We start from the raw sequence: 22441 nt of genomic DNA, 5'->3' as shown, positions 1-22441 counted from the left end.
CGGAAGTCGGGGTCGTCGCTGTCCAGGGCCTTGGCGATGACTGCCTTGACGGACTCGGCCTCGATGCGGGCCTGGGCGGGGTCGTACACGCCGCAGGGCAGGTCGCAGTGGGCCGAGACCTCGATGGTGGGAGCGAAAAGTCGCGCGAACATGCGGGTCCTCTCAAAGAGTGTTCATGTGTCCTACTGATTGCGACACTACTCCGCATGGATGACATCGCGACCAGGGCACCCCGACACGCCTGGGGGATGGCGAAGGTCGTCGGGGACTCGATGGTGCCGACGCTGCAGGCAGGGGACCGGTTGTTGGTCTCCTACCGACGTACGCCGGAGCCCGGGTCTGTGGTCGTCGCCCGGCTCGCCGACGGCGCGGTCGTGGTGAAGCGCGCGGTGGAGCGGCGTACGACCGCGTCCGGCCGTCCCGGGTGGTGGCTGCTCTCGGACAACCCGGCCGCCCCGGGGGTGATCGACTCCCGTCATCGCGGGCCCGTGGTGGACGCCGACGTGATCGCTGTCGTCGTGGGCCGACTCTGGCCGCACCCGCGCATCCTGAGGTGAATCGCTGGGCGAGTGCTCCAGATGAGGGCTTGGTCACCTTGTAGGAAACATCAACCGCTGACTCCGGTAGCCTGTGGGAAACTGCCATCCGGGCATCACATCCCTGTAGATGGCGCCATGCGCGGCTCCACCCCTCGGCTCGCGTTCGAACGCCCGACGTCCCGAGTCCGAAGTTTCTGGAGGCCCCCAATGACCGAGTCCACCCTGTCCACCGAACCCACCGCGACCACCGCCTACGACGGCGACCCGGTGTTCGAGCTCCACCGTGGCGGCAAGATGGCGATCGCGGCGACCGCGTCGGTCTCCGACCGGGCATCGCTGTCGATGGCCTACACCCCCGGTGTCGCGCGAGTCTGCACCGCGATCGCCGAGCAGCCGGAGCTGGCCCGCACCTACACCTGGGTGCCCAACACCGTCGCGGTCGTCACCGACGGCACCGCGGTGCTCGGCCTGGGGGACATCGGCCCGGCCGCCGCGATGCCGGTGATGGAGGGCAAGGCGGTGCTGTTCAAGGAGTTCGGCGGCGTCGACTCGATCCCGATCTGCCTGGACACCACCGACGTCGACGAGATCGTCGAGACCGTCATCCGGATGGCGCCGAGCTTCGGTGGCATCAACCTCGAGGACATCTCCGCGCCGCGCTGCTTCGAGATCGAGGACCGCCTCAAGGAGGCGCTCGACATCCCGGTCTTCCACGACGACCAGCACGGCACCGCCGTGGTCACCCTGGCCGCGCTGATGAACGCGCTGAAGCTGACCGGCCGCACCCCGGAGTCGACCCGCGTGGTCATCTCGGGCGCCGGTGCCGCGGGCGTGGCGGTCGCCAAGATCCTGCTCGAGTTCGGCATCAAGGACCTCGTCCTGCTCGACCGCAAGGGCGTCATCTCCTCCACCCGCTCCGATCTGACCGCCTCCAAGAAGGCGATCGCCGAGGTGACCGCGGACGTCACCGGCCGCACCGGCTCGCTGGCCGAGGCGCTCGCTGGTGCCGACGTCTACGTCGGTGTCTCCGGTGGCACGGTCCCCGAGGAGCTCGTCGCGACCATGGCCGAGCAGGCGATCGTCTTCGCGATGGCCAACCCGAACCCCGAGATCCACCCCGACGTCGCCCACAAGTACGCGAGCATCGTCGCCACCGGTCGCTCGGATTTCCCCAATCAGATCAACAACGTGCTCGCCTTCCCCGGCATCTTCCGGGGCGCGATCGACGTCCACGCCTCCTCGATCACCGAGGGCATGAAGCTCGCCGCGGCCCAGGCACTGGCGGCGCTGGTCGAGGACGACCTGTCGGAGGTCAAGATCATCCCCGAGCCGTTCGACCCGCGGGTCGGTCCCGCCGTGGCCGCTGCCGTCGCCGCGGCCGCTCGGGTCGACGGCGTCGCCCGCGCCTGAATCGCCGACTCGGCGCGTCTGTCCCACGAACGAGTGCCGAGTCGGCGCGTCTGTCCCGCGAAGAGGTGCCGAGTTGGCGCGTCTGCTCCATCGGCATCCGAGCCAGCCGATCGGCCGTGGGACAGTTGCGCCGAGTCGGCGGGTTTGGCCGGGACAGATGAGCCGACTCGGCGGGTTTGGAAGGGGCAGATACGCCGGGTCGGGGTTCGGTAGGGTCGGACGCATGTTCGCTGCGTACGCCGAGAAGTTCTCATCCGACGACCCGATCTCCGGCCTCGTGCTGGGGGAGCGGCCCGACCCGGTAGCGCCGGACGGGTGGACGACGGTCACCGTCAAGGCGGCCTCCCTCAACCACCACGACCTGTGGTCGCTGCAGGGGGTCGGGCTCAAGGCCGAGGCGCTGCCGATGATCCTCGGCTGCGACGCGGCCGGGCTCGACGAGGACGGCAACGAGGTCGTCGTGCACTCGGTGATCTCCTCGCCCGACTGGACCGGTGACGAGACCCTCGACCCGAAGCGGTCGCTGCTCTCCGAGCGTCACCAGGGCACCTTCGCCGAGAAGGTCGTCGTGCCGCGTCGCAACGTGGTGGCGAAGCCCGACGGCATGTCCTTCGAGGAGGCGGCCTGCCTGCCGACGGCGTGGCTGACGGCCTACCGGATGCTCTTCACCCAGGGCGGGCTCAAGGCGGGCGACTCGGTGCTGGTGCAGGGCGCCGGCGGTGGAGTGGCGACCGCGGCGATCACGCTCGCGCGGGCGGCCGGCCTGAAGGTCTACGCCACCTCGCGCGACGAGGCGAAGCAGAAGCGCGCCCTCGAGCTCGGCGCCCACGAGGCACTGGCGTCGGGCGAGCGGCTGCCGGTGAAGGTCGACGCGGTGATCGAGACCGTCGGACGGGCCACCTGGAAGCACTCGGTCCGCTCGCTGCGACCGGGCGGGGCGATCATCATCAGCGGCACCACGTCGGGGGCCGACCTCGACGACGCACTGCTGACCAACATCTTCTTCCTGCAGCTGAAGGTGATCGGCTCGACGATGGGCACCCGCAACGAGCTGGCGAGCCTGGTCTCCCTCCTCGAGGCGACCGGCACCCGCCCGCTGATCGACCGCACCATGCCGCTCACCGAGGCCGAGGCCGGCTTCGAGGCGATGCACGCCGGTGATCTCTTCGGGAAGGTCGTCTTCACGTTGTGAGTCAGCGCGATGTGACGCAGCGCAATGTGACGTACGGAATATCGTTCGACTCTCCCCGGTTCTGCAAGGGACCATTGAGCGTCACTGCCTGGGGGCTCGCAAAGTTTCTCGTGGCGTGATGTCGAAATCGGCCCCGCCCGTTCGATGTATGTATGAGAGCGGGCGGCAACGGGCCCCTGCGTACGACCCGAGGAACTCGTCATGACTGCTGCCGTCACAACCTCTCACCGTCCAGTGGACGGTGAGAAACGGCGTACGCCTGCCGTCATCACCCTGCTCGTGCTGGCCACCTTCGTGGTGATCCTCAACGAGACGATCATGCTCAACGCGATCCCGAACCTGATGAACAGCTTCGGGGTCACCGAGCACGCCGCCCAGTGGGTCTCGACCGCGTTCATGCTGACCATGGCGTCGGTGATCCCGGTGACCGGCTGGTTCCTGCAGCGGGTGACGACCCGGACGGCGTACGCCACGGCGATGGGCGTCTTCATCGCCGGCACCCTGATCTCGGCGATCGCGCCGGTCTTCGGCATCCTGCTCGCCGGCCGGGTCGTCCAGGCGGCAGGAACCGCGGTGATGATGCCGCTGCTGATGACCACGCTGATGACGGTCGTCGACGAGAGCGACCGGGGCCGGGTGATGGGCAAGGTCACCATGGCGATCTCGGTGGCGCCGGCGTTGGGGCCGACGGTCTCCGGGCTGATCCTGAGCTTCGGCTCGTGGCGCCTGCTCTTCCTGCTGGTCCTGCCGATCGCGATCGGCGTGGCCTGGTCCGGGCTGCGCCGCTTGGAGAACGTCGGCGAGACCTCGAAGACGAGCGTGGACTGGGCATCGGTGGTCATCGCCGCGCTCGGGTTCGGATCGCTCGTCTACGGCCTCAGCCGGTTCGCCGAGGGTGAGGTCGGGCGTCCGGTGGGCATCGTCGCCTTCGGCGCGGTGCTGATCCTCGCGTTCGTGCTCCGCCAGCTGAGGCTGCAGCGAGTCGGCTCGCCCCTGCTGGACCTGCGCGCCTTCCTGCACCCGACCTTCACCAAGTCGCTGGTCCTGATGGCGATCGCGTTCCTGGCGATGATGGGCTCGATGATCCTGCTGCCGCTCTACCTGCAGACCGTGCGTGGGCTCACCCCGCTCTACACCGGGCTCCTGGTGATGCCTGGCGGTCTCGCGATGGGTCTCCTCGGGCCGACCGTCGGGCGGATCTTCGACGCGCGCGGTGGCCGGGTGCTCGTCATCCCGGGCTCCGTCGGCATCGTGGCCGCTCTCGCCGGGCTCTCGCAGATCTCGCTCACCACGCCCTACTGGCTCATCCTGGCGTTCCACCTGGTCCTGATGGTCAGCCTGGCCGCGGCCTTCACCCCGGTCTTCACCCTCGGCCTCGGGGCGCTGCCGTCCCACCTCTACTCCCACGGCTCCTCGATCCTGGGCACGCTCCAGCAGGTCGCGGCCGCCTTCGGCACTGCCCTGGCGGTGACCGTGATGGCGGTACGCAGCGACCAGGTCATCGACGAGGTCGGCGCCCTCTCGGCCCAGGTCAGCGGCCTGCAGGCCGCCTTCATGGTCAGCGCCGCGCTCGCAGTGGTCGTGGTCGTGATGGCTGTCATGCTGCCCGCTCGGGCTGAGTCGCCCGACGAGCCCGCCGATGAGCCTGGCGACGAGGTCGGTGCCGATCTCGACGCCGAGCTCGCCGAGCTGTGCGAGCACGGACGCGAGGCGACCGTCTGCGGTTGCTGAGGGCTTATCCCTCGGACTGCCACTGGTAGACCCCGATCAGCAGCATCCGCAGCTGGGTCCGCACAGTGGCGACGATCTGCCTCTCCTGCTCGGGGTGGCTGGTGGAGAGGATCTGCTCGGCGGTCGCGACCAGGACGGTGACGAACAGCGACGAGAGCACGTGCAGGTCCTTCGCGGTCCACGTGGCCGTGCCGGCCATCCGCGCCAGGTCGGTGGCGAGCTCGCGCTCGCAGAGCTCGATCTCGCGCTGGATGGCCTCGCGGACCGAGCGCGGCCCGGCAACGCGCTCGCGCGCGATGAACCCGAAGTGGTTGCGGCGCCGGTGGACGTGGTCGACGAGCGCGTCGATCGAGCCGTCGACGATGTCCTTGTCGGCCTCGGCGTTGCGGCGGACGTCACGGAACAGGTCTCGCAGCGAGTCGAAGGACTCCTCGACCAGCGCCAGCCCGAGCGACTCGATGGAGTCGAAGTGGCGGTAGAACGCTGTCGGCACGATCCCGACCTGCTTGGCGACCTGGCGCAGGGAGAGTGCGGTCAGGGAGCTGTCGGAGCAGAGTTCCAGCGTCGCGTCCAGGATCGCTCGCCGGGTCCGGAGCTTGCGCTCCGCACGGCTCTCCGGCTCCGCACCTGTCTCGATCACCAGACCATCCTAGGGGCAGCGACCGGAGCCATGTCAGGTGCACACCTGTACACCGTGATTTGGACCACGCGGGCAGCGTCTTGACGCGTGTGGCAAGGACCAGCCATTGTTGTCGGTGTACAGATGTTCACTGAAAGGCGAAACACATGGCACTCGACCTCGGCGGCCGGATCCTCCGCTCCCGCACGGTTGCGGCGCTCGCCTCCCCGCATGGCATCGACCGCTACCTCACCCAGATCAACCCGATGCTGGCAGCACACGAGGTGCGGGCTCGCATCACCGACATCCACCCGGAGGTCAGCGCGCCTGGCGCGCCCCGGGTGGCGACCGTGACTCTCCAGCCCACCTCGACCTGGCGCGGACACCGTGCCGGCCAGCACGTCAGTGTCGGCATCGACACGGGGGAGGGGCGGCGTACCACCCGCGTCTTCACCGTCTCCAACACCGAGAGCAAGCCGGGCGAGCCGCTCACCATCACGGTGCGTGCCCACGAGGACGAGCACGCGACCCCCTACAGCATCTCCAAGTTCCTGACCGAGCGGGCCACGGTCGGCACCCTGGTACACCTGTCGCAGGCCGAGGGCGACTTCGTCCTCCCCGACCGCGTGCCCGAGCACATCGTCCTGATCTCGGGCGGCTCCGGCATCACCCCGGTGATGTCGATGCTGCGCTCCCTGCAGCGGCGTACGCACCGGGGCAAGGTCACCTTCCTGCACTGGGCGCCCAGCCCCGACCGCCAGATCTACGCCGACGAGCTCGACGAGATCCGTCGCCAGGGCCACGGCATCGACCTGCACCTCCTTCACACCGCCGAGGGGGCGCCCTACCTCTCCCCGGCGCTGCTGGAGAAGCTCGTCCCGGGCTACCGCGAGGTGCCGACGTGGGCCTGCGGGCCGGCGTCGCTCATCGAGGCGGCCCAGGCTGCGTACGACGGCACCGAGTCGCTCCGCGTGGAGTACTTCAAGCCGCCCAGGAACGCCGGTGTCGCCGGCGGCGAGATGGAGTTCGCACGCACCGGCAAGTCCGTCGCAAACGACGGCGCGACGATCCTCGACCAGGCGGAGGCCGCGGGCCTGACCCCCGAGTCCGGCTGCCGGATGGGGATCTGCTTCTCCTGCACGACCAACAAGAGCTCCGGACGGGTCCGCAACGTCCTGACCGGCGAGACCTCCGAGCTCCCTGACGAACAGATCCGTATCTGCGTGAGCACGCCCGAGGGCGACTGCTCCGTGGACCTCTGACGATTCCCGAGGAGACAACCATGACCACTGTTGAGAACACCGGAAACCGCAGACTGAGCCCCGAGGAGCTGGAGGCGTTCGGCGCCGAGATGGAGGCCATCCGCCAGCGGATCGTCGCCGACCTCGGCGAGGAGGACTCGGCGTACATCTACGACATCGTCAAGAAGCAGCGCGCCTTCGAGCTCGCCGGCCGCGCGCTCTTCTATCTGCCCGTCATCGGGTGGGTCCCGGCGGTCGCCTGCCTGTCGATCTCCAAGATCCTCGACAACATGGAGATCGGGCACAACGTCATGCACGGTCAGTACGACTGGATGGGCGACCCCCACCTCAACTCGCGCATGTTCGACTGGGACACGATGGCGCCGGCCGAGAACTGGAAGTACGGCCACAACTACATGCACCACACGTTCACGAACATCGTGGGCAAGGACCGCGACGTGGGCTACGGAATCCTCCGGATGGACGAGGAGCAGGAGTGGCGGCCCTACTACCTCGGCAACCCGATCTACGCGTTCCTGCTGATGACGTTCTTCGAGTGGGGCGTGGCGATGCACGACCTCGAGGTCGACGAGATCGTCGCCGGTCGTCGGACCTGGGCCGAGAACAAGGAGATCGGCGCCCGGATCTGGCGGAAGGTGAAGAAGCAGACACTCAAGGACTACGTTCTTTTCCCGCTGCTGACCGGACCGCTGGCGCCGCTCACGTTCGCGGGGAACTTCACTGCCAACATCATCCGCAACCTGTGGACGTTCAACATCATCTTCTGCGGGCACTTCCCGGCCGGTGTCGCCTCCTTCTCCCAGGAGGAGTGCGAGGACGAGACCCAGGGCCACTGGTACTACCGCCAGCTGCTCGGCTCCGCCAACATCACCGGCAGCCGCACCTTCCACATCATGTCCGGCAACCTGTCCCACCAGATCGAGCACCACCTCTTCCCCGACCTCCCCGCGCGCCGCTACCCGGAGATCGCCGAGGAGGTCCGTGAGATCTGCGAGCGCTACGGCCTCTCCTACAACACCGGCCCGCTGCACCAGCAGCTGTTCGGCGTCTTCAAGAAGATCTGCAGGTTCGCCCTTCCCGACCGCAAGAAGCCCGCTGCTGCTGCTGTCGAGAGCTCCCCGGTCTTGGAGGGGGTCGCAGCATGACGCCCGACCAGCCACAATGGGTTGTCATGGAGCCCGAGCTGAGCAAGAACGAGATCCGCAAGGATGTCGCGCAGAGCGCCGTCGAGGTCACCGCCACCACGGTCGGCCAGGTCACGATGATCATCACCGGCGCCGTACGTGACGTGGCCGGTGCCATCGGAGGCCTCGCCACCGAGCTCTTCGAGCTCCGCGCCGCCGCCAAGCGAGCTGAGAAGGACCTCCCCGAATAGGTAGTTCTGGCGAGCCGAATCTGTAGTTGTGGGCGACGAAACTGTGGTTTCGTCGCCCACACAGCTGATTTCTCGGCCGCCGAAACCACCGATTCGGTTCGCCAGAACTACGGTCTCGGCGAGTCGTCCTCTGGTCAGTCCTCGGGGTCGTCGAGGCGGGCGAGCCAGGTGGCGAACCGCTCGACGGCGGTCTCGTGCTCGGGGTGTACGTCGACGAAGGCCTGGAGCTGCTCGGCTAGCCAGGCGAGGGTGACCTCGTCGTCGCCCCGACGGGTGACGAGCTCCTCGATGCCGCGGTCGGTGAAGTACATGGCGTCAGTCTTTCATTCTGCGTTCAGTGGTGCGTCGGAGGCTGGGCCTCCGGAGAGGCCGCGTACGACCATGCCGAGGGTGGCGTTGATGAGCCGATCGCGCTCGGTGTCGGGGCAGTCGCCGTAGGGGCCGTCGACGAGCAGGACAGCGAGGCCGTGGACGGCTGCCCAGGCCGCCGTCTCGGCATCGGGGCGAAGCTCTGGCGCCAGCCAGCCGGCTGCGCGGAGATCATCGAGGACTGTGGTGAGGAAGGCGTACGGAGGAGCTTCGGCAAGGATCGCGGAGATCTCTGTGGACGGGTGCGCGTCGCCGCTGTGGGGGCGAAGGAAGGCGGTACGGAACAGGCCGGGCTGAGCGAGCGCGAATCGGATGTACCCCCGGCCCGCCGCGGCGAGACGCTGTACGGCGGCCTCTGCCGGATGAGGCGCCGGCTTCTCGGAGGCGAGTAGGTCGAGGATGGTCCCGGCCAGCCGGTCCATGGCCTCGTGCTTGGCGGCGTGGAGAAGGTCGGCCTGGTTGGCGAAGTGGCGGTAGGTCGCGGTCGGGGTCACGCCGACCGCGCGCGCCGCGGCACGGATGGTCACTGCGTCAGGGCCGCCCTCCTCGGCGAGTGTCGCGGCCGCGTCGACCAACGCGTTGCGGAGATCTCCGTGGTGGTAGGGCCGACCGCCCTCGTCCGAGCTCTCTGAGGAATTCACGAAATCATGTTGACACCTGCCCACATCCTAAGGAAAGTTAACATCTGCAAAGTTAACGCCTGCACACATCCCTGGAGGAGTCATGTTCCACCGACTAGGCATCTCTGTGGTGCGAAATCCGCGCCGGGTCCTGGTGATCGGACTGGTCGCCCTCCTCGGCGCGATCTATCTGGCCACCTCGGCCTTCGGCAAGCTCGACGACGCCGGCTTCGACGACCCCGCCTCCGAGAGCAGTCGCGCCGCAGTCGCGTTCGAGGAGGGATTCGGCAACGACGCCGGATTTCTCCTGACCGTCACTGCCGGCGACGGCAGCGTGACCCAGGGCGCGGCCGCGAGGGACGCCCAGGCGCTCGTCGACCGCCTCCGCGCCGACGGCGAGCTCACGGACGTCGTCTCCTATCTCGATACGCCCGACCAAGGCATGGTCTCCGAGGACGGTGCCCACGGTCTCATCTCCGCGGGAGCGAAGAACCCCGAGGAGATCGACGCCGCGGACGTGATCGACCGCTATACGGATGCCGGAGCCACCGAAGACACCACGACCGTCCACGTCGGCGGCCAGCTCGCCACCTTCGAGGAGATCAGCAGCCAGCTCGGCGGTGATCTCGCCCTCGCCGAAGCCATCGCGATCCCGCTGATGATCGCCCTGCTCATGCTGGCCTTCGGCAACATCGTCGCCGCATTCGTCACCCTCGGCGTCGGCGGCTTCGCGATCGCCGGCACCTTCGCCGAGCTCTCGTTGCTCGGCTCGTTCACCGACGTCTCGGTCTACGCCCTCAACGTCACGACCGGCCTCGGACTTGGACTCGCCGTCGACTACGGCTTACTGATGGTGGCCCGGGTCCGCGAGGAACGAGCGACTGGGGCAGCACACGCCGACGCGGTGGTACGCGCCGTGGAGACGGCAGGGCGGACCATCGTCTTCAGTGCCTCCACGGTCGCGGTCTCGCTGGCCTCGCTGCTGATCTTTCCGCTCTACTTCCTGCGCTCCTCGGCGTACGCCGGCATCGGGGTCATGGTGATCACGGCAATCGTCGCTGTGGTGCTGCTCCCTGCCACGATCGCGCTGCTCGGTGACCGGATCGATGCGCTCCGCATCCCGGGCGTGCGCGGACTGCGCGGTGGCCCGGCTCCGTTCTGGACCCGCCTGACCAGGTTCGTCACCAACCGCCCCTGGGTCGCGCTCCCAGTGGTCGCCGTCCTGCTCGCGATGGCCGCACCGTTGGCGGGGATCGAGTTCGGCACCCCCGACGACCGGGTTCTCCCGACGACGGCCGACAGCCGGCAGGCAGGGGATCTGCTCCGCCAGGAGTTCGACGGTGACGGCACCAGCCCAGTCACGGTGGTGACCACCTCGACCGTCGCGGACGATGAGCTCGGCACTTACGCCGCCGCCCTCTCCCGTCTCGACGACGTCGACCGCGTCGACACCCGCCTGGGGACGTACGCCGATGGCGCCCTCGTCTCGACGACGCCGGCCCTTCCGTCTGCCGAGGGCGCGGACCAGCTCGCCCTCGTCAGCCAGCTGGACCGTCAGTCCGAGGAAGCCCGCGACCTGGTTCGCGAGGTACGTGCCGTCCCGTCACCAGCAGGGACCGAGGCGCTCGTCGGCGGTGCCGCTGCGGAGCTGTTGGACTCTCTCGACGCGATCGGCGCGAAGCTCCCCTACGCCGTCGGCGGCCTCGCGATCGCGATGATGGTGATCTTGTTCCTGTTCACCGGCAGCCTGGTACAGCCGCTTCGGGCTCTGCTCCTCAACACCATCGGCCTCGGCGCGACCATCGGGACGACGGTGGTGATCTTCCAAGAGGGCCTGGGCGCCGATCTCCTCGGATTCACCGCGATGCCGCTCAACGTCTCGATGGTCGTGCTGCTGCTGGTCATCGCGTTCGGGTTGTCGATGGACTACGAGGTCTTCGTCCTCGGCCGGATCACCGAGATGCGTCGGCGCGGTCTGGGCAATGTCGACGCGGTCGTGCAGGGTCTGGCCCACACCGGTCGGATCGTGACCACGGCCGCCGCCCTGATCGCGACCAGCTTCTTCGCGTTCATGGTCAGTGACATCAGCTTCATGAAGTTCTTCGGTCTCGGTGTCGGGCTGGCGATCCTCATCGACGCGTTCCTCATCCGCGGGATCCTCCTCCCCGCCGCCATGCGGATGCTCGGCGAGGCGGCCTGGTGGGCGCCGCGACCGCTGCGGCGCCTGCACCGCAAGGTCGGCCTGAGCGAGGAACCGGTGGAGGAGCCGGCCCCGGTTCCGGTCTGAGCCAGGGCGTACGAAGGCCCCTCGGTGTCTTCCACCGAGGGGCCTCGTACGTGCTGTGTTGGTTTCGACTCGCGGTCACGGCCTCGCAGGCTCGGCCGTGCGCTAGCTCAACCCGCCTGGCCGGTCGATCAGGAGAAGGCGCGCTCGATGAGCTCCGCCTGCTCGACCGTGTGCCGCTTGATGGTGCCGACGGCGGTGGTGGAGGAGGCCGGGCGGGTGATCGGCTCGACCTCGCGGCCCAGCTCGGGAACCACGTTGAGGTAGTAGCTCGGCCACGGGCCCTGGTTGTAGGGCTCGTCCTGAACCCACTTGACCTTGGCGTCGGGGTACTTCGCGAGCTCGGCCGCCAGCTCCTCGGTCGGCCACGGGTAGAGCTGCTCGACGCGGACGATCGCGACGTCCTCGCGGCTCCGCTTCTTACGCTCCACGACGAGGTCCCAGGTGAGGCGGCCGGAGACCACCAGCACGGTGCTGACCTTCGAGGCCTCGGCCTCGGCGTCGGCGATGACCGGCTGGAACGAGCCCGAGGTGAAGTCGGCCGGCTGTGAGGCGGCGTCCTTGCGGCGCAGCATCGACTTCGGGGTGAAGACGATCAGCGGGCGGTGCTCCTCGCCGAGGGTGTGCGTACGAAGCAGGTGGAAGTAGGACGCCGGCGAGGACGGCTGAGCCACGACCATGGCCTCGTCCGCGCACAGCGTGAGGAACCGCTCGATGCGCGCCGAGGAGTGGTCGGCACCCTGACCCTCGTAGCCGTGCGGCAGCAGCAGCACGACACCGGAGTCCTGGCCCCACTTGGTCTTGCCTGCCGAGATGTACTCGTCGATCACCGACTGGGCGCCGTTGACGAAGTCGCCGAACTGCGCCTCCCAGAGGACGAGCGCCTCCGGGCGAGCCACCGAGTAGCCGTACTCGAACCCGAGGGCGGCGTACTCCGAGAGCAGCGAGTCGTAGACGTAGAACTTCGCCTGCTCGTCGGTCAGGTTGTTCAGCGGCGTCCACTCATCGGCGTTCTTGCGGTCGATCATGGTCGCGAAGCGCTGCACGAACGTGCCGCGGCGCGAGTCCTGACCGGCCAGCCGCACCGGGCGGCCGTCGAGCAGGAGGGAGCCGAAGGCGAGCGTCTCGCCGGTGGCCCAGTCGATGCCGCCGTCGGAGATCTGGGTCGCGCGACGCTGCAGCTGAGGCATCACCTTCGGGTGGACCGTGAAGCCCTCCGGCGGGGTGACGTACGCATCCGCGATCCGCTTCAGCACGTCCGGCGTGATCGCGGTGACGGTCTCGCCGGCAGGTTTCTCCGGGTAGTCCGGGACGGTCTCCCAGGCCTGCGGCATCTTGTCGGCCTCGCGCACCTCGGTGAAGACCTGCTCCAGGCGGGCCTGGTAGGCGGCCAGGACCTGCTCCGCCTCCTCGATCGTGATGTCACCACGACCGATCAGCGACTCGGTGTAGAGCTTGCGGACCGAGCGCTTCTGCTCGATCAGGTCGTACATCATCGGCTGGGTGAACGACGGGTCGTCACCCTCGTTGTGACCGCGGCGGCGGTAGCAGATGAGGTCGATGACGACGTCCTTGTTGAACGCCTGGCGGTACTCGAAGGCGAGCCGCGCGACACGCACGCAGGCCTCGGGGTCGTCGCCGTTGACGTGGAAGATCGGCGCCTGGACCATGCGTGCGACGTCGGTGGCGTACAGGGAGGAGCGGGAGGAGCCCGGCGAGGTGGTGAACCCGACCTGGTTGTTGATGACCAGGTGGACGGTGCCACCGGTGCGGTAGCCACGCAGCTGGGACAGGTTGAGCGTCTCTGCGACCACACCCTGGCCGGCGAAGGCGGCGTCACCGTGGACCAGCAGCGGCAGGACCGGGAAGACGGGTCCCTGGTCGAGCACGTCCTGCTTGGCGCGGGCGATGCCCTCCAGGACCGGGTCGACGGTCTCGAGGTGGGACGGGTTGGCCGCGACGGAGACCTTGATCTTGTCGCCCAGGTCGGAGACGAACTCACCCTCGGCGCCGAGGTGGTACTTCACGTCGCCGGAGCCCTGCACCGTACGCGGGTCGATGTTGCCCTCGAACTCGCGGAAGATCTGGTTGTAGGACTTGCCGACGATGTTGGCGAGCACGTTGAGGCGACCGCGGTGGGCCATCCCGATAGTGACCTCGTCCAGACCGGCCTCGGCGGCGGCCTCGCAGACCTCGTCGATGACCGGGATCGCGGTCTCGCTGCCCTCGAGGGAGAACCGCTTCTGACCGACGAACTTCGTCTGCAGGAAGGTCTCGAAGGCCTCGGCCTCGTTGAGCTTCGACAGGATCCGGAGCTGCTCCTGGCGCGGGGTCTTGTCGTAGGGCCGCTCCACGCGGTCCTGGATCCACCGGCGCTGCTCGGGGTCCTGGATGTGCATGTACTCGATGCCGGTGGTGCGGACGTAGGAGTCACGCAGCACACCGAGGATCTCGCGCAGCTTCATGAACGGCTTGCGGCCGCCGGCGAAGGAGCCGACCGGGAACTCGCGGTCGAGGTCCCACAGCGTCAGCCCGTGCGACTCGATCTGCAGGTCGGGGTGCGAACGCTGCTTGTACTCCAGCGGGTCGGTGTCGGCCATCATGTGACCACGCACGCGGTGGGCGTGGATGATCTCGCCGACCTTGACCTGCTTGGAGATCTGGTCGTCGTGCGTGGTGTCGATGTCCTGGTTCCAGCGGATCGGCTCGTAGGGGATCCGCAGCGACGCGAAGATCTCGTCGTAGAAGTCGTTCTCACCGAGCAGGAGCCGGTGGACGGTGGCCAGGAACTCACCCGACTGCGCGCCCTGGATGACCCGGTGGTCGTACGTCGAGGTCATCGTCATGATCCGCGAGACCGCGTTCTGGGCGAGCTTCGAGGGGGAGGCGCCCTGGAACTCGGGCGGGTAGTCCATCGAGCCGACGCCGATGATCGCGGCCTGGCCCTGCATCAGGCGCGGCACCGAGTTGTTGGTGCCGATGCCGCCGACGTTGGTCAGGCTGACGGTGGTGCCGGAGTAGTCGGCCATGGACAGCTTGTTGTCCTTGGCCTTGCGGACGATGTCCTCGTACGCCGTCCAGAAGCCGGCGAAGTCCATCAGCTCGCAACCCTTGATGGAGGGCGCGACGAGCTGGCGGGTGCCGTCCTTCTTCTGCTGGTCGATGGCCAGCCCGAGGTTGATGTGCGGCGGGGTCACCTGGGTGGGCTTGCCGTCGATCTCGGCGTAGGTGTTGTTCATCGCCGGCATCGCCTTGATCGCCTTGATGATGGCGTAGCCGATGAGGTGGGTGAAGGAGACCTTGCCACCGCGAGCGCGCTTGAGGTGGTTGTTGATGACGGTGCGGTTGTCCCACAGCAGCTTGACCGGCATGTTGCGCACGGAGGTCGCGGTCGGCACCGAGAGCGACACGTCCATGTTCTTGGCGGTGGCGGCGGGAATGCCGCGCAGCGTGGTGTAGGTCGGCTCGTCGGTGACCGCGACGGCGGTCGGCTTCGGGGCGTCCTTGGGAGTGGGCTTCGCGGTGCCCGTGGCCGGCTCCGCGGCCTGGGCGGCCGGGCGCGGCTTGGCCTTGGGAGCCGGAGCCGCCTTCGCCACCGGCGCCTCGGCGGAGGTGGGTGAGGTCGGCGCGGGAGCGTTGGCCGACGCAGGGGAGACCGGAGCCTTCGCGGCGGGCGAGGTCGGAGCCGAGGCACCGTTCTGCGACGCGCCGGGCTGTCCGTTTGTCTCGAAGAACTTCACCCACACGGGGTCAACACTGCTTGGATCCTTCGTGTACTGGTCGTACATCTCCTCGACCAGCCACTCGTTGGCGCCGAATTCCGCGGGGATGTCGGCAGTGTTGGGGGACGGGGTGCCTGAGGACACGGCTTGATTCGCCTCTTCCGAATTTTCGCACTGTAAGAAATGGGTTGCCCACGGGCAAGGCTATCCCCCCGGACGCACAAATGCCCGATGCAGGCTCCACCTGTGGACAGGATGTAATCCGTCACACATATTGCGTTACCTGCCGGGCGGAGTTGCAACCCGGGTCGTTGTGCGTACAGTGGCCCGGTCCGAGAGCAGGTCGACGAGGCGGATCCCCCACATGACGAGCAGCAGCACACGGCAAAGTCGGTTGGCCGGTCGGCGCGTAGTGGCCCCGCTCACCGCGGTCTTCCTGAGCGGCACCTTGGCGCTCGCCGGATGCGGTGGCGAGCCCGACAAGCCCGCCGCCTCGGCGTCTGCGTCGCCGCCCCCTGCCCCCACGGTGAAGTCGACCGCCAAGCTCATCCATGTGCAGGGCAAGTTCCCCAAGAGCCGGCACCAGGCGGTTGCCACCAACGTCTCCGCGGTCGTCGACCGCTGGCTGCAGGCCGCGTACGTCGGGGGTGACTTCCCGCGTGCGACCTCGACCTACGGCAACGTCTTCCCGGGGTTCTCCAAGGGCGCGGTCGCCCAGGCGGGCAAGCAGATGAGCCTGATGAGCAGCGCCACGATCGCTCCCCACATCGACGGCGTCGAGGTGGTCTCCAGCGACGTGCACGTCGACCTGCTGGCCAACAACAACCATCCGGTCGGCGCGGTCGCGCGGGTGCGGCTGGTCTACGACACCACCGGCGAGCGCGAGGCGCGCCAGACCGTCCGCGGCAGCCTCGACCTGGTGCCGACCAAGAGCTCCTGGGCCGTCTTCGGCTTCAACATCACCCGCGAGGAGAAGGCGGTCACGCCGCCGTCGGCCTCACCCAGCCCCTCGGGAGACAAGTCATGACCCGCATGACGAAGTTCGTACGCCGCCGCCTCCTGACCACGCTCGCGCTCGGCCTGGTGCTCGCGATGACCGCGATCCTGGTGCCCGACGCCCAGGTCGCCGAGCCGCGTGCGGAGCTGATCGCGACCAAGTGGGCCAAGGGCCTCGACGTCGCCCAGCACACCCGCAAGGGCGGCACCATCTGGGTCCTCGCCGTCGGCTCGGACGCCCGTCCCGGCCAGAAGGTCACCCGTAGCCGCGGCGACGCGCTGCACCTGATCGGCTTCAACCCGTCCTCCGGCCACGCGACCGACATCAGCATCCCGCGCGACTCCTACGTCAACATCCCCGGGCACGGCCGCTCCAAGATCAACGAGGCGCTGACCCTGGGCGGCCCGAAGCTGATGGGCCGGGCCGTCGGCAACCTGGTCGGCGTGCAGCCGCAGTACGTCTTCGTCACCTCCTTCTCGGGCATGAGCGACCTGGTGATCGGCATCGGCGGGGTCGAAGTCGACAACCCGCGCGCCTTCAGCGACCCCTACGTCGCGCGCTACGGCTTCAAGAAGGGCCGGATCCGCATCAGCGGCCCGCACTCGGTCGACTTCGCGCGGGCCCGCAAGACGCTGCCCGGCGGCGACTTCGACCGCTCGGCCAACCAGGCCCGGGTCATCCGCGGCATCCACCGCAAGATCGTCGCCCGGCAGAACGAGACCGGCTTCATGGCCAAGGGCGTCTCGCTGGTGATGAAGAAGATGCACACCACCGGCCTCTCCGGCCGCGACCTCTACCAGCTCGCCCACGCCGTCGCCGCGATCAACCCGAGCAAGGTCCGCACCTGCGTCCTTCCGGGCGGGATCGGCAACGCCGGCGCCGCCAGCGTGGTGTTCCCCAACGTCGGAGCGGCTCGTGCGATGGGCAACGACGCACGCAACGACGGCCGGCTCAACCGCGGCTGCCGCGGTTAGCCTCTCGCCGAGACGAAGTCGCGCACCAGCGGCGCGACCCGCTCGGGATGGTCGGCGACCACCCAGTGGGAGCCCTCGATCTCGTGGACCGTCAGGTCGGCGACGTACGGCTTCGGGGCCTCGGCGGCCAGAGCGCGGCTGACGTAGGCGTCGCCGGTCGGGGCGATGACCTGGACCGGGACGGTCACCGGGCGCGGCTGCGGGCGGGCCATCCGGGCGATCGCGTTGGCCCGGTAGAGCTCGAGGCCGTTGAGCCGGTCGGAACGGGTGCGGTCGAGGGCCGAGCCACCGACGATCCGGTCGAGGATGCCTGAACGCCAGGCGAGCTCGGGAAGCAGCGGCGCCTGGAAGAACCCGATGTAGGTCGACCCGGCGCCCTGCTTGAGGCGCGCGAGCGCGCCACGGGCGGTTCTGCCGGGCGTACGCAGCCAGGCCCCGGTCTGGTCGAGGCTCGGTCCGGAGATCGACGTGAACGACGCGATCCGCTCGGACGGTACGTTTCCGGCGACAGCGTCCCAGGTCTGGGTCGAGCCCCAGTCGTGGGCGAGCAGGTGCACCGGCGCGGCCGGGCTGACCGCGTCGATGACGGCCTGCAGGTCGGCGTTGAGCTGCTCGATCAGGTAGCCCTTGCGGGTGGCCGGTGCCTGCGAGCTGCCGTGGCCGCGCACGTCGTACGTCACGATCCGCAGGTCGCCGCCCAAGATCCGGACCAGCGGGAGCCACACGCTGGAGTTGTCGGGATAGCCGTGGACGCAGATCAGCGTCGGGCGGGTGTCGCCGGGGGAGCCGAAGTCGGTGACCGCCAGCCGGAGCCCATCGGTGGTCGTCACATGCAAGGTGCTCACGTGGCGAGGCTAGTCGGACGGAGTTCCCCGCTACGTGACACGATTCGGGCATGGACATCAGCTATCCGGTCACGATCGCCGCGGCTCGCACCTGGTTCAAGCTCGGCGACATCAAGATCAACATGACCGGCGTGGAGCACATCCCGAAGTCGGGTGGCGCCCTGCTGGCGGTCAACCACCTCTCCTTCGTCGACTACATCATGGCCGGGTTCCCCGGCGCCGAGCGTGGCCGGCTGACCCGCTTCATCGCCAAGAAGGAGGTCTTCGACCACCCCGTCGGCGGCCCGGTGATGCGCTCGTTCCACCACATCCCGATCGACCGCAGCTACGGCGCGGCCGGGATGAAGAAGGCCGTCGACTACCTCCAGGACGGTGAGGTCGTCGGGATCTTCCCCGAGGCCACGATCTCGCGCTCGTTCCTGATCAAGGACCTCAAGACCGGCACCGTCCGCATCGCAGCCGAGGCCGGTGTCCCGCTGATCCCCGTCGTGCTGTGGGGCACCCAGCGGATCATGACCAAGGGCCAGAAGGTCGATCTGTCGCGTCACAAGACGGTCGGCATCGAGATCGGCCCGCCGCTGCCGGTGACCGGTGAGGACCCGGCTGTCGAGACCGCGGCGCTCAAGGCGCAGATGGAGGCCATGCTCGACCGGCTGATCAAGGCGCACCCGGCCGAGGAGCAACCTCCGGGCTCGTGGTGGCTGCCGAAGGCGTACGGCGGCTCGGCCCCCACGCTCGAGGAGGCCGAGGCGATGTACGCCGAGGAGCGCAGGCTCCGCGCCCAGCGGAAGGCCGCGAAGCGGAAGTCCTAGGCGCCACTAGGTCGGGGCGCCGACCTTGTCGGGCAGGAGGCCGCGCTCGGCGGCGGTCATCGCGGTGATCGCGTCATCGAGGAACTCCTCGATGACGTCGTCATAGCGGTGGATACTGCCTGGTCGGGGATCCTGCCCGGTGGCTCCGATGAGTGTGGCGATGGCCTCGCCGGCCTCTTCGCTCACCTTCGCAACTCTCCCCCAGAGAACGGCTTCCACGTCGCGATCGCCCTGGGACTCATCGAGCCACCGGGACAGATACGCGAGCAGAGCCGGCGTAGCGTCGGTCATGCGGTCGGAGTCTAGGACGCTTCCGGTAATTCGGTCGAGCCTTAGGTTTAGCGGCTACTCTGCTGGTTGGTACACGCCGAGCCGATTCCCGGACGGGTCGGTGAAGATGAAGCGACGCCCGCCGGGGTAGTCGTAGGGCGGGTCGAGGACGGTGCCGCCGGCCTTCTCCACAGCCGCCAGCGCGGCCTCCAGGTCGGCCGTCCGGATCAGCGGGAGAGGGGCGACCGGGGTCTCGGAGGCGTACATCCCGCCGTTCTCGTCCTTGCCGTCCGGGCCGACGATGCCGGCGTACATCCCGCCGTAGTCGTTGAAGGACCAGCCGAAGGCCGACTCGTAGAAGGCGCGGGAGCCCGGGATATCGGTGACCGCGAGCTCGAGGTAGTCGATGTGAAGTGCATTCATGCCGCTCGACGCTACCTGCGACCACCGACACTCGGGCTCAGCCGAAGTCGACCTCGAAGCCCTTGCCGCGGAACGACGCGATCTTGGTGGCGTCGCGGAGGTAGGCGAGCGGGCCGTCGGGGTCGAAGCGCCAGCTGCCGCGTGCGGGCAGGAGCTTGGCCCGACCGCTCATGGTGAGCCAGGCGGTGTCAGGGTGCTCCTCGATCCCGGGCTGCTCCACGTTGCCCTGCATCGGGACCCGGGGAGCGATCCGGGTGACGTCGCTGAACCGGGCCGTCGCGATCGGCCCCTCGTCGTGGCTCGTCTCCCAGGTGTGGGTCGACAGCGGCCCCTTGGTGGAGGACCCGCCGCTGAACTTGGCCAGCCCCTTCGGGATCGCCCACAACGTACGGCCGCCGGCCACGGAGTCGGGGGAGTCCACCCAGATGTCGACCACGCTCACCGCCTTCTTCCCGTTGGACGCGGTGATCACCCGGGCGGAGAGGAGCTCGTGGTAGGTCAGCGGGCTGGGCTCGGTGTAGTCGACCAGGGCGACGGCGTAGATGCCCTTCGGGTGCCGCTCGTCGACGTCGCGTCCGAGCCGGTAGACGGAGAGCCACATCGATCCGTGCATGTGCCATGGGGTTGGGGGATAGCTGGTCACGTACGTCTCCCGAATTCTGTTGTCGATCCGTGTCGAGATGGTGATGCTTCGCTCGACGCGTTTGGTGAGTGGCGTTGGTCGCCACGCTTGCACAAGGAGACCAGAGATGGCCGATCAGGTGAAGGGCCCCGCCTCCTACTTCCCGTCCATCGAGAAGAAGTACGGCCGGCCACGGTCACGCCAACGCCCTCGTCGCGCACACGCTCGCCGAGGGTCTGTGATCCGGTCCGCCGGCAGGCCGCGAAGGTCGCCTGGGAGGCTTTCCTCATGACGACCTGGTTCACCTCAGACCTGCATTTCGGGCACGCGCGGCTCCTGGAGCTCTCAGCGGGCCGCGGGACGGCGTTCGCTTCCGTGGAGGAGATGAACGAGACGCTGGTCGCCAACTGGAACTCCGTCGTCGAGTCCGCTGAGGACGTGGTGTGGGTCCTGGGCGACTTCGACATGCATGGGAAGGACGCCTCGCTCGCACTGGTGTCACGACTGAACGGGACGAAGGTGCTGGTCAGCGGCAACCACGATGCCTGCTGGGCGGGTATGCGCGACGGCTGGAAGCACCGATCGCGCTATCTCGAGGCGGGTTTCGCCGCGGTGATGGACTTCGCGGTCACGAAGCTGCCGCCGCTGGGGCCGGAGGCGTCGGCGACGCGGGTGCTGCTTTCCCACTTCCCCTACGCCGGGGACTCGCACGACAAGGACCGCTACGAGCAGTTCCGACTCCGTGACGAAGGCGTTCCGCTGCTGCACGGACACGTCCACGAGGCGTTCCGGGAGCGGCGTACGGCCAAGGGGACCTGGGGCATCAACGTCGGAGTCGACCACTGGGGCCATCGCCCGGTCTCGGCCGAGACCCTCGCCCGCCACCTCGACGAGCTGAGCCGCACTGCTGGTTGACTTCGCCCAATCGAGCCGATCCTCAATGCACACAGTTCGTCCCTTCTGCGGCGTGCATGAGCGTCACTGGCTCGGCCAGGGTCGCGAACCGTGTGTCGCCGCTTAGGCGCGGATCAGAGAGCTACGCCGTGGGTCGCCAGTTGGGCGATGAGCACGGCCGTCGCGAGCTCGTCATCGACGTCGAAAGACCAATGGATGGCTGACATGCCTGCTGAACGCGCGCCCTCGACGTTCTTGGCGCTGTCGTCGACGAACAGGATCTCGCCCGGCTCGGATCCGATGAGATCGGCCGCGCGTCGGAAGAAGCTCGGATCGGGCTTGGCAACACTGAGCTCGTAGGAGTAGCAGCTCACGTCGAAGAGATCGTCGTAGCCGAGCGTGGAGCGCATGAGGTGACTTCGGTGTGCGGCCTGGTTCGTGCCGAGGTGCACGCCATAACCGGCGGCCCGCGCTCGACGTACGACATCGGCCGTCGCCGCGGCCGTCTCGACTGTGCCCCACACGGCGGCATAGACCTCCGCAGGGGAGGCGGAGGATCCGTGCTCGACGAGCAGCCCCTCGAGCGCCGCGACGAAGTCGACGTCACCACCGGTGAGGAGCGGCGACTCCAGGGCCCAGGCGGCATGGAGGAAGGCCTCCGAGCTCTCGCCGAGGAACGGCTCCGCCGCGGCGTACCAACCTCCGGGAAGGTGCTGCAGGACGCCGTCGGCATCGAAGAGCACATGGCCGATCGGTGTGTCAGCCATCGAGGGTCAATCTGTTCGGTGGGACTGCGTCCGTCAGCCAGACGTTGTTGTCGGTGCGCCAGAACGTGAGCCCGCCGGCGTGCATCGTCGCCGCGTCGACCCGGAAGACGACGAAGTCGCCGCGGCGGGCACCGACGCGCTCCGCGGTCTCTCGGTCAGGAAAGGTGGACGTGATGGCGCTGGCACCGGTCGAGGCCGGAGGCGAGGATCGAGTCGATGTTGGCGCGTGGTGTGCCGTGGAAGAGCACCGCCGGCGGTTCGGAGGGAGTGAGGTCCAGGTCCACCTCGACGGTGTGTCCTTGCCTCGCCCGGATCCGGTCGAGTGTTGCGTCGAGCTCGAAGCGCTGTTTGTCATTGCCGCGTACGACCCGATCGATGTCATCGCGAGTCATCGGGGAGCCGTTGGCCGCGAGAGCGTCGAGGAGGGAGGGCTGATCGACCCAACCGCGTGGGTCCAGCTCGATGCCCACCGACTCGGGGCGGTGCCTCAGTACCTGTGAGAGCCGCTTGGAGCGGCGTACGTCTGTCTTGTTCATGCTGGCCACAGACTGGCATGCCGGCGGCCTCGTCCGCTGCCGGTTATCGTTCGAAAATGAGAGAGACCGCTGGTCACCCAGCGGTCTCGTCTGTGCCCCCGGCAGGAATCGAACCTGCGGCCTACGGTACCGGAAACCGGCGCTCTATCCCCTGAGCTACGGAGGCAGTGCACCGCCT

At 68.3% G+C, this 22441-nt stretch carries 24 protein-coding genes and 1 tRNA gene; 12 read left to right on the top strand and 13 right to left on the bottom strand.

The annotated features are described in order from the left end of the window. On the bottom strand, positions 1-152 hold a 152-nt coding region (locus tag H5T77_RS21750), incomplete at its 3' end, for a superoxide dismutase [Ni] (protein WP_292652701.1). A gap of 54 nt (positions 153-206) precedes the next feature. Between H5T77_RS21750 and H5T77_RS21745 the strand changes: the two genes are divergently transcribed. From H5T77_RS21745 to H5T77_RS21730, 4 genes are all read left to right on the top strand, one after another. Further along, the gene (locus H5T77_RS21745) at positions 207-557 is read left to right on the top strand and encodes a S24/S26 family peptidase (protein ID WP_292652700.1); all 351 of its coding nucleotides are present in this window, start codon (positions 207-209) and stop codon (positions 555-557) included. A 189-nt stretch (positions 558-746) separates the two neighbouring features. After that, entirely contained in the window at positions 747-1949 is a 1203-nt protein-coding gene (locus H5T77_RS21740; protein ID WP_292652699.1) for an NAD(P)-dependent malic enzyme, read from the top strand. Between the two features lie 223 nt (positions 1950-2172). Next, positions 2173-3141, top strand: coding sequence for a zinc-binding dehydrogenase (locus H5T77_RS21735; RefSeq protein WP_292652698.1), 969 nt, complete (start codon positions 2173-2175; stop codon positions 3139-3141). Positions 3142-3342: 201 nt separating this feature from the next. Next, positions 3343-4872 carry an MDR family MFS transporter gene (locus H5T77_RS21730; protein WP_292652697.1) on the top strand — a complete coding sequence of 510 codons (1530 nt, stop codon included), beginning with the start codon at positions 3343-3345 and terminating at the stop codon, positions 4870-4872. A 4-nt stretch (positions 4873-4876) separates the two neighbouring features. Here the strand turns inward: H5T77_RS21730 and H5T77_RS21725 are convergent, their stop codons facing one another. Beyond that, positions 4877-5512 (bottom strand): TetR family transcriptional regulator, encoded by a 636-nt coding sequence (locus H5T77_RS21725; protein WP_292652696.1) that lies wholly within the window; start codon positions 5510-5512, stop codon positions 4877-4879. A 146-nt stretch (positions 5513-5658) separates the two neighbouring features. Here H5T77_RS21725 and H5T77_RS21720 point away from each other — a divergent pair, with 146 nt between their 5' ends. Genes H5T77_RS21720 through H5T77_RS21710 form a run of 3 tightly spaced genes read left to right on the top strand, consistent with a single transcriptional unit; the run spans position 5659 to position 8128 of the window. Continuing rightward, on the top strand, positions 5659-6753 hold the full coding sequence (locus H5T77_RS21720; RefSeq protein ID WP_292652695.1) for a flavin reductase family protein: 1095 nt from the start codon (positions 5659-5661) through the stop codon (positions 6751-6753). 20 nt (positions 6754-6773) lie between these two features. After that, positions 6774-7898: a fatty acid desaturase family protein gene (locus H5T77_RS21715; protein ID WP_292652694.1), complete on the top strand. Its 1125-nt coding sequence runs from the start codon at positions 6774-6776 to the stop codon at positions 7896-7898. 26 nt (positions 7899-7924) lie between these two features. Next, positions 7925-8128: a hypothetical protein gene (locus H5T77_RS21710; RefSeq protein WP_183543695.1), complete on the top strand. Its 204-nt coding sequence runs from the start codon at positions 7925-7927 to the stop codon at positions 8126-8128. Between the two features lie 134 nt (positions 8129-8262). On the opposite strand, the gene H5T77_RS21705 is transcribed toward H5T77_RS21710, so the two are convergent. Continuing rightward, the gene (locus tag H5T77_RS21705) at positions 8263-8439 is read right to left on the bottom strand and encodes a DUF6104 family protein (protein WP_292652693.1); all 177 of its coding nucleotides are present in this window, start codon (positions 8437-8439) and stop codon (positions 8263-8265) included. A gap of 12 nt (positions 8440-8451) precedes the next feature. Further along, on the bottom strand, positions 8452-9138 hold the full coding sequence (locus tag H5T77_RS21700; RefSeq protein ID WP_292652692.1) for a TetR/AcrR family transcriptional regulator: 687 nt from the start codon (positions 9136-9138) through the stop codon (positions 8452-8454). Positions 9139-9220: 82 nt separating this feature from the next. Here H5T77_RS21700 and H5T77_RS21695 point away from each other — a divergent pair, with 82 nt between their 5' ends. After that, positions 9221-11404: an MMPL family transporter gene (locus H5T77_RS21695; RefSeq protein WP_292652691.1), complete on the top strand. Its 2184-nt coding sequence runs from the start codon at positions 9221-9223 to the stop codon at positions 11402-11404. Between the two features lie 128 nt (positions 11405-11532). Here the strand turns inward: H5T77_RS21695 and H5T77_RS21690 are convergent, their stop codons facing one another. Further along, positions 11533-15267 carry a multifunctional oxoglutarate decarboxylase/oxoglutarate dehydrogenase thiamine pyrophosphate-binding subunit/dihydrolipoyllysine-residue succinyltransferase subunit gene (locus tag H5T77_RS21690; RefSeq protein WP_292652690.1) on the bottom strand — a complete coding sequence of 1245 codons (3735 nt, stop codon included), beginning with the start codon at positions 15265-15267 and terminating at the stop codon, positions 11533-11535. A 220-nt stretch (positions 15268-15487) separates the two neighbouring features. Here H5T77_RS21690 and H5T77_RS21685 point away from each other — a divergent pair, with 220 nt between their 5' ends. Together H5T77_RS21685 and H5T77_RS21680 are read left to right on the top strand one after the other, a co-directional pair. Beyond that, positions 15488-16150: a hypothetical protein gene (locus H5T77_RS21685; RefSeq protein WP_292652689.1), complete on the top strand. Its 663-nt coding sequence runs from the start codon at positions 15488-15490 to the stop codon at positions 16148-16150. Next, positions 16147-17094, top strand: coding sequence for an LCP family protein (locus tag H5T77_RS21680; protein ID WP_292652688.1), 948 nt, complete (start codon positions 16147-16149; stop codon positions 17092-17094). The genes H5T77_RS21685 and H5T77_RS21680 overlap by 4 nt, the downstream gene beginning before the upstream one ends. Here the strand turns inward: H5T77_RS21680 and H5T77_RS21675 are convergent. Beyond that, positions 17091-17939: an alpha/beta fold hydrolase gene (locus H5T77_RS21675; RefSeq protein ID WP_292652687.1), complete on the bottom strand. Its 849-nt coding sequence runs from the start codon at positions 17937-17939 to the stop codon at positions 17091-17093. The genes H5T77_RS21680 and H5T77_RS21675 overlap by 4 nt on opposite strands. 50 nt (positions 17940-17989) lie before the next feature. Between H5T77_RS21675 and H5T77_RS21670 the strand changes: the two genes are divergently transcribed. Continuing rightward, positions 17990-18751, top strand: coding sequence for a lysophospholipid acyltransferase family protein (locus H5T77_RS21670; RefSeq protein WP_292652686.1), 762 nt, complete (start codon positions 17990-17992; stop codon positions 18749-18751). Positions 18752-18757: 6 nt separating this feature from the next. On the opposite strand, the gene H5T77_RS21665 is transcribed toward H5T77_RS21670, so the two are convergent. Genes H5T77_RS21665 through H5T77_RS21655 form a run of 3 tightly spaced genes read right to left on the bottom strand, consistent with a single transcriptional unit; the run spans position 18758 to position 20087 of the window. Further along, positions 18758-19042: a MazG-like family protein gene (locus tag H5T77_RS21665; protein ID WP_292652685.1), complete on the bottom strand. Its 285-nt coding sequence runs from the start codon at positions 19040-19042 to the stop codon at positions 18758-18760. Positions 19043-19096: 54 nt separating this feature from the next. Continuing rightward, positions 19097-19444 carry a VOC family protein gene (locus H5T77_RS21660; protein ID WP_292652684.1) on the bottom strand — a complete coding sequence of 116 codons (348 nt, stop codon included), beginning with the start codon at positions 19442-19444 and terminating at the stop codon, positions 19097-19099. Between the two features lie 37 nt (positions 19445-19481). Next, a complete protein-coding gene (locus tag H5T77_RS21655; RefSeq protein ID WP_292652683.1) occupies positions 19482-20087 on the bottom strand; it encodes an acetoacetate decarboxylase family protein in 606 nt (201 codons plus the stop codon). A 267-nt stretch (positions 20088-20354) separates the two neighbouring features. On the opposite strand from H5T77_RS21655, the gene H5T77_RS21650 reads away from it, so the two are divergent. Then, entirely contained in the window at positions 20355-20981 is a 627-nt protein-coding gene (locus H5T77_RS21650; RefSeq protein ID WP_292652682.1) for a metallophosphoesterase, read from the top strand. Positions 20982-21094: 113 nt separating this feature from the next. Here the strand turns inward: H5T77_RS21650 and H5T77_RS21645 are convergent, their stop codons facing one another. From H5T77_RS21645 to H5T77_RS21635, 4 genes are all read right to left on the bottom strand, one after another. Then, positions 21095-21727: an HAD family hydrolase gene (locus tag H5T77_RS21645; RefSeq protein WP_292652681.1), complete on the bottom strand. Its 633-nt coding sequence runs from the start codon at positions 21725-21727 to the stop codon at positions 21095-21097. Next, positions 21720-21902 (bottom strand): RNA 2'-phosphotransferase, encoded by a 183-nt coding sequence (locus tag H5T77_RS25700; protein ID WP_366816662.1) that lies wholly within the window; start codon positions 21900-21902, stop codon positions 21720-21722. Before H5T77_RS25700 ends, H5T77_RS21645 begins: the two co-directional genes overlap by 8 nt. Then, complete coding sequence (locus tag H5T77_RS21640) at positions 21883-22263, bottom strand: RNA 2'-phosphotransferase (RefSeq protein ID WP_292652680.1); 381 nt, start codon at positions 22261-22263, stop codon at positions 21883-21885. The genes H5T77_RS25700 and H5T77_RS21640 overlap by 20 nt, the downstream gene beginning before the upstream one ends. Before the next feature lie 93 nt (positions 22264-22356). Next, positions 22357-22429 (bottom strand) — tRNA-Arg (locus tag H5T77_RS21635). Between the last annotated feature and the right edge of the window lie 12 nt (positions 22430-22441).

Source organism: Nocardioides sp., assembly GCF_014360585.1.
Classification (GTDB): Bacteria; Actinomycetota; Actinomycetes; order Propionibacteriales; family Nocardioidaceae; genus Nocardioides.
This window is presented reverse-complemented; position numbering and strand designations above follow the sequence as displayed.

Excerpts from the sequence above, each read along its gene's own strand:
- H5T77_RS21660 (WP_292652684.1), bottom strand. The coding sequence starts at position 19,444 with ATGAATGCACTTCACATCGACTACCTCGAGCTCGCGGTCACCGATATC.
- H5T77_RS21740 (WP_292652699.1), top strand. The coding sequence starts at position 747 with ATGACCGAGTCCACCCTGTCCACCGAACCCACCGCGACCACCGCCTAC.
- H5T77_RS21640 (WP_292652680.1), bottom strand. The coding sequence starts at position 22,263 with ATGAACAAGACAGACGTACGCCGCTCCAAGCGGCTCTCACAGGTACTG.
- H5T77_RS21650 (WP_292652682.1), top strand. The coding sequence starts at position 20,355 with ATGACGACCTGGTTCACCTCAGACCTGCATTTCGGGCACGCGCGGCTC.
- H5T77_RS21705 (WP_292652693.1), bottom strand. The coding sequence starts at position 8,439 with ATGTACTTCACCGACCGCGGCATCGAGGAGCTCGTCACCCGTCGGGGC.
- H5T77_RS21730 (WP_292652697.1), top strand. The coding sequence starts at position 3,343 with ATGACTGCTGCCGTCACAACCTCTCACCGTCCAGTGGACGGTGAGAAA.
- H5T77_RS21665 (WP_292652685.1), bottom strand. The coding sequence starts at position 19,042 with ATGACCGACGCTACGCCGGCTCTGCTCGCGTATCTGTCCCGGTGGCTC.
- H5T77_RS21735 (WP_292652698.1), top strand. The coding sequence starts at position 2,173 with ATGTTCGCTGCGTACGCCGAGAAGTTCTCATCCGACGACCCGATCTCC.
- H5T77_RS21745 (WP_292652700.1), top strand. The coding sequence starts at position 207 with ATGGATGACATCGCGACCAGGGCACCCCGACACGCCTGGGGGATGGCG.
- H5T77_RS21645 (WP_292652681.1), bottom strand. The coding sequence starts at position 21,727 with ATGGCTGACACACCGATCGGCCATGTGCTCTTCGATGCCGACGGCGTC.
- H5T77_RS21680 (WP_292652688.1), top strand. The coding sequence starts at position 16,147 with ATGACCCGCATGACGAAGTTCGTACGCCGCCGCCTCCTGACCACGCTC.
- H5T77_RS21715 (WP_292652694.1), top strand. The coding sequence starts at position 6,774 with ATGACCACTGTTGAGAACACCGGAAACCGCAGACTGAGCCCCGAGGAG.
- H5T77_RS21695 (WP_292652691.1), top strand. The coding sequence starts at position 9,221 with ATGTTCCACCGACTAGGCATCTCTGTGGTGCGAAATCCGCGCCGGGTC.
- H5T77_RS21670 (WP_292652686.1), top strand. The coding sequence starts at position 17,990 with ATGGACATCAGCTATCCGGTCACGATCGCCGCGGCTCGCACCTGGTTC.
- H5T77_RS21685 (WP_292652689.1), top strand. The coding sequence starts at position 15,488 with ATGACGAGCAGCAGCACACGGCAAAGTCGGTTGGCCGGTCGGCGCGTA.
- H5T77_RS21720 (WP_292652695.1), top strand. The coding sequence starts at position 5,659 with ATGGCACTCGACCTCGGCGGCCGGATCCTCCGCTCCCGCACGGTTGCG.
- H5T77_RS21710 (WP_183543695.1), top strand. The coding sequence starts at position 7,925 with ATGGAGCCCGAGCTGAGCAAGAACGAGATCCGCAAGGATGTCGCGCAG.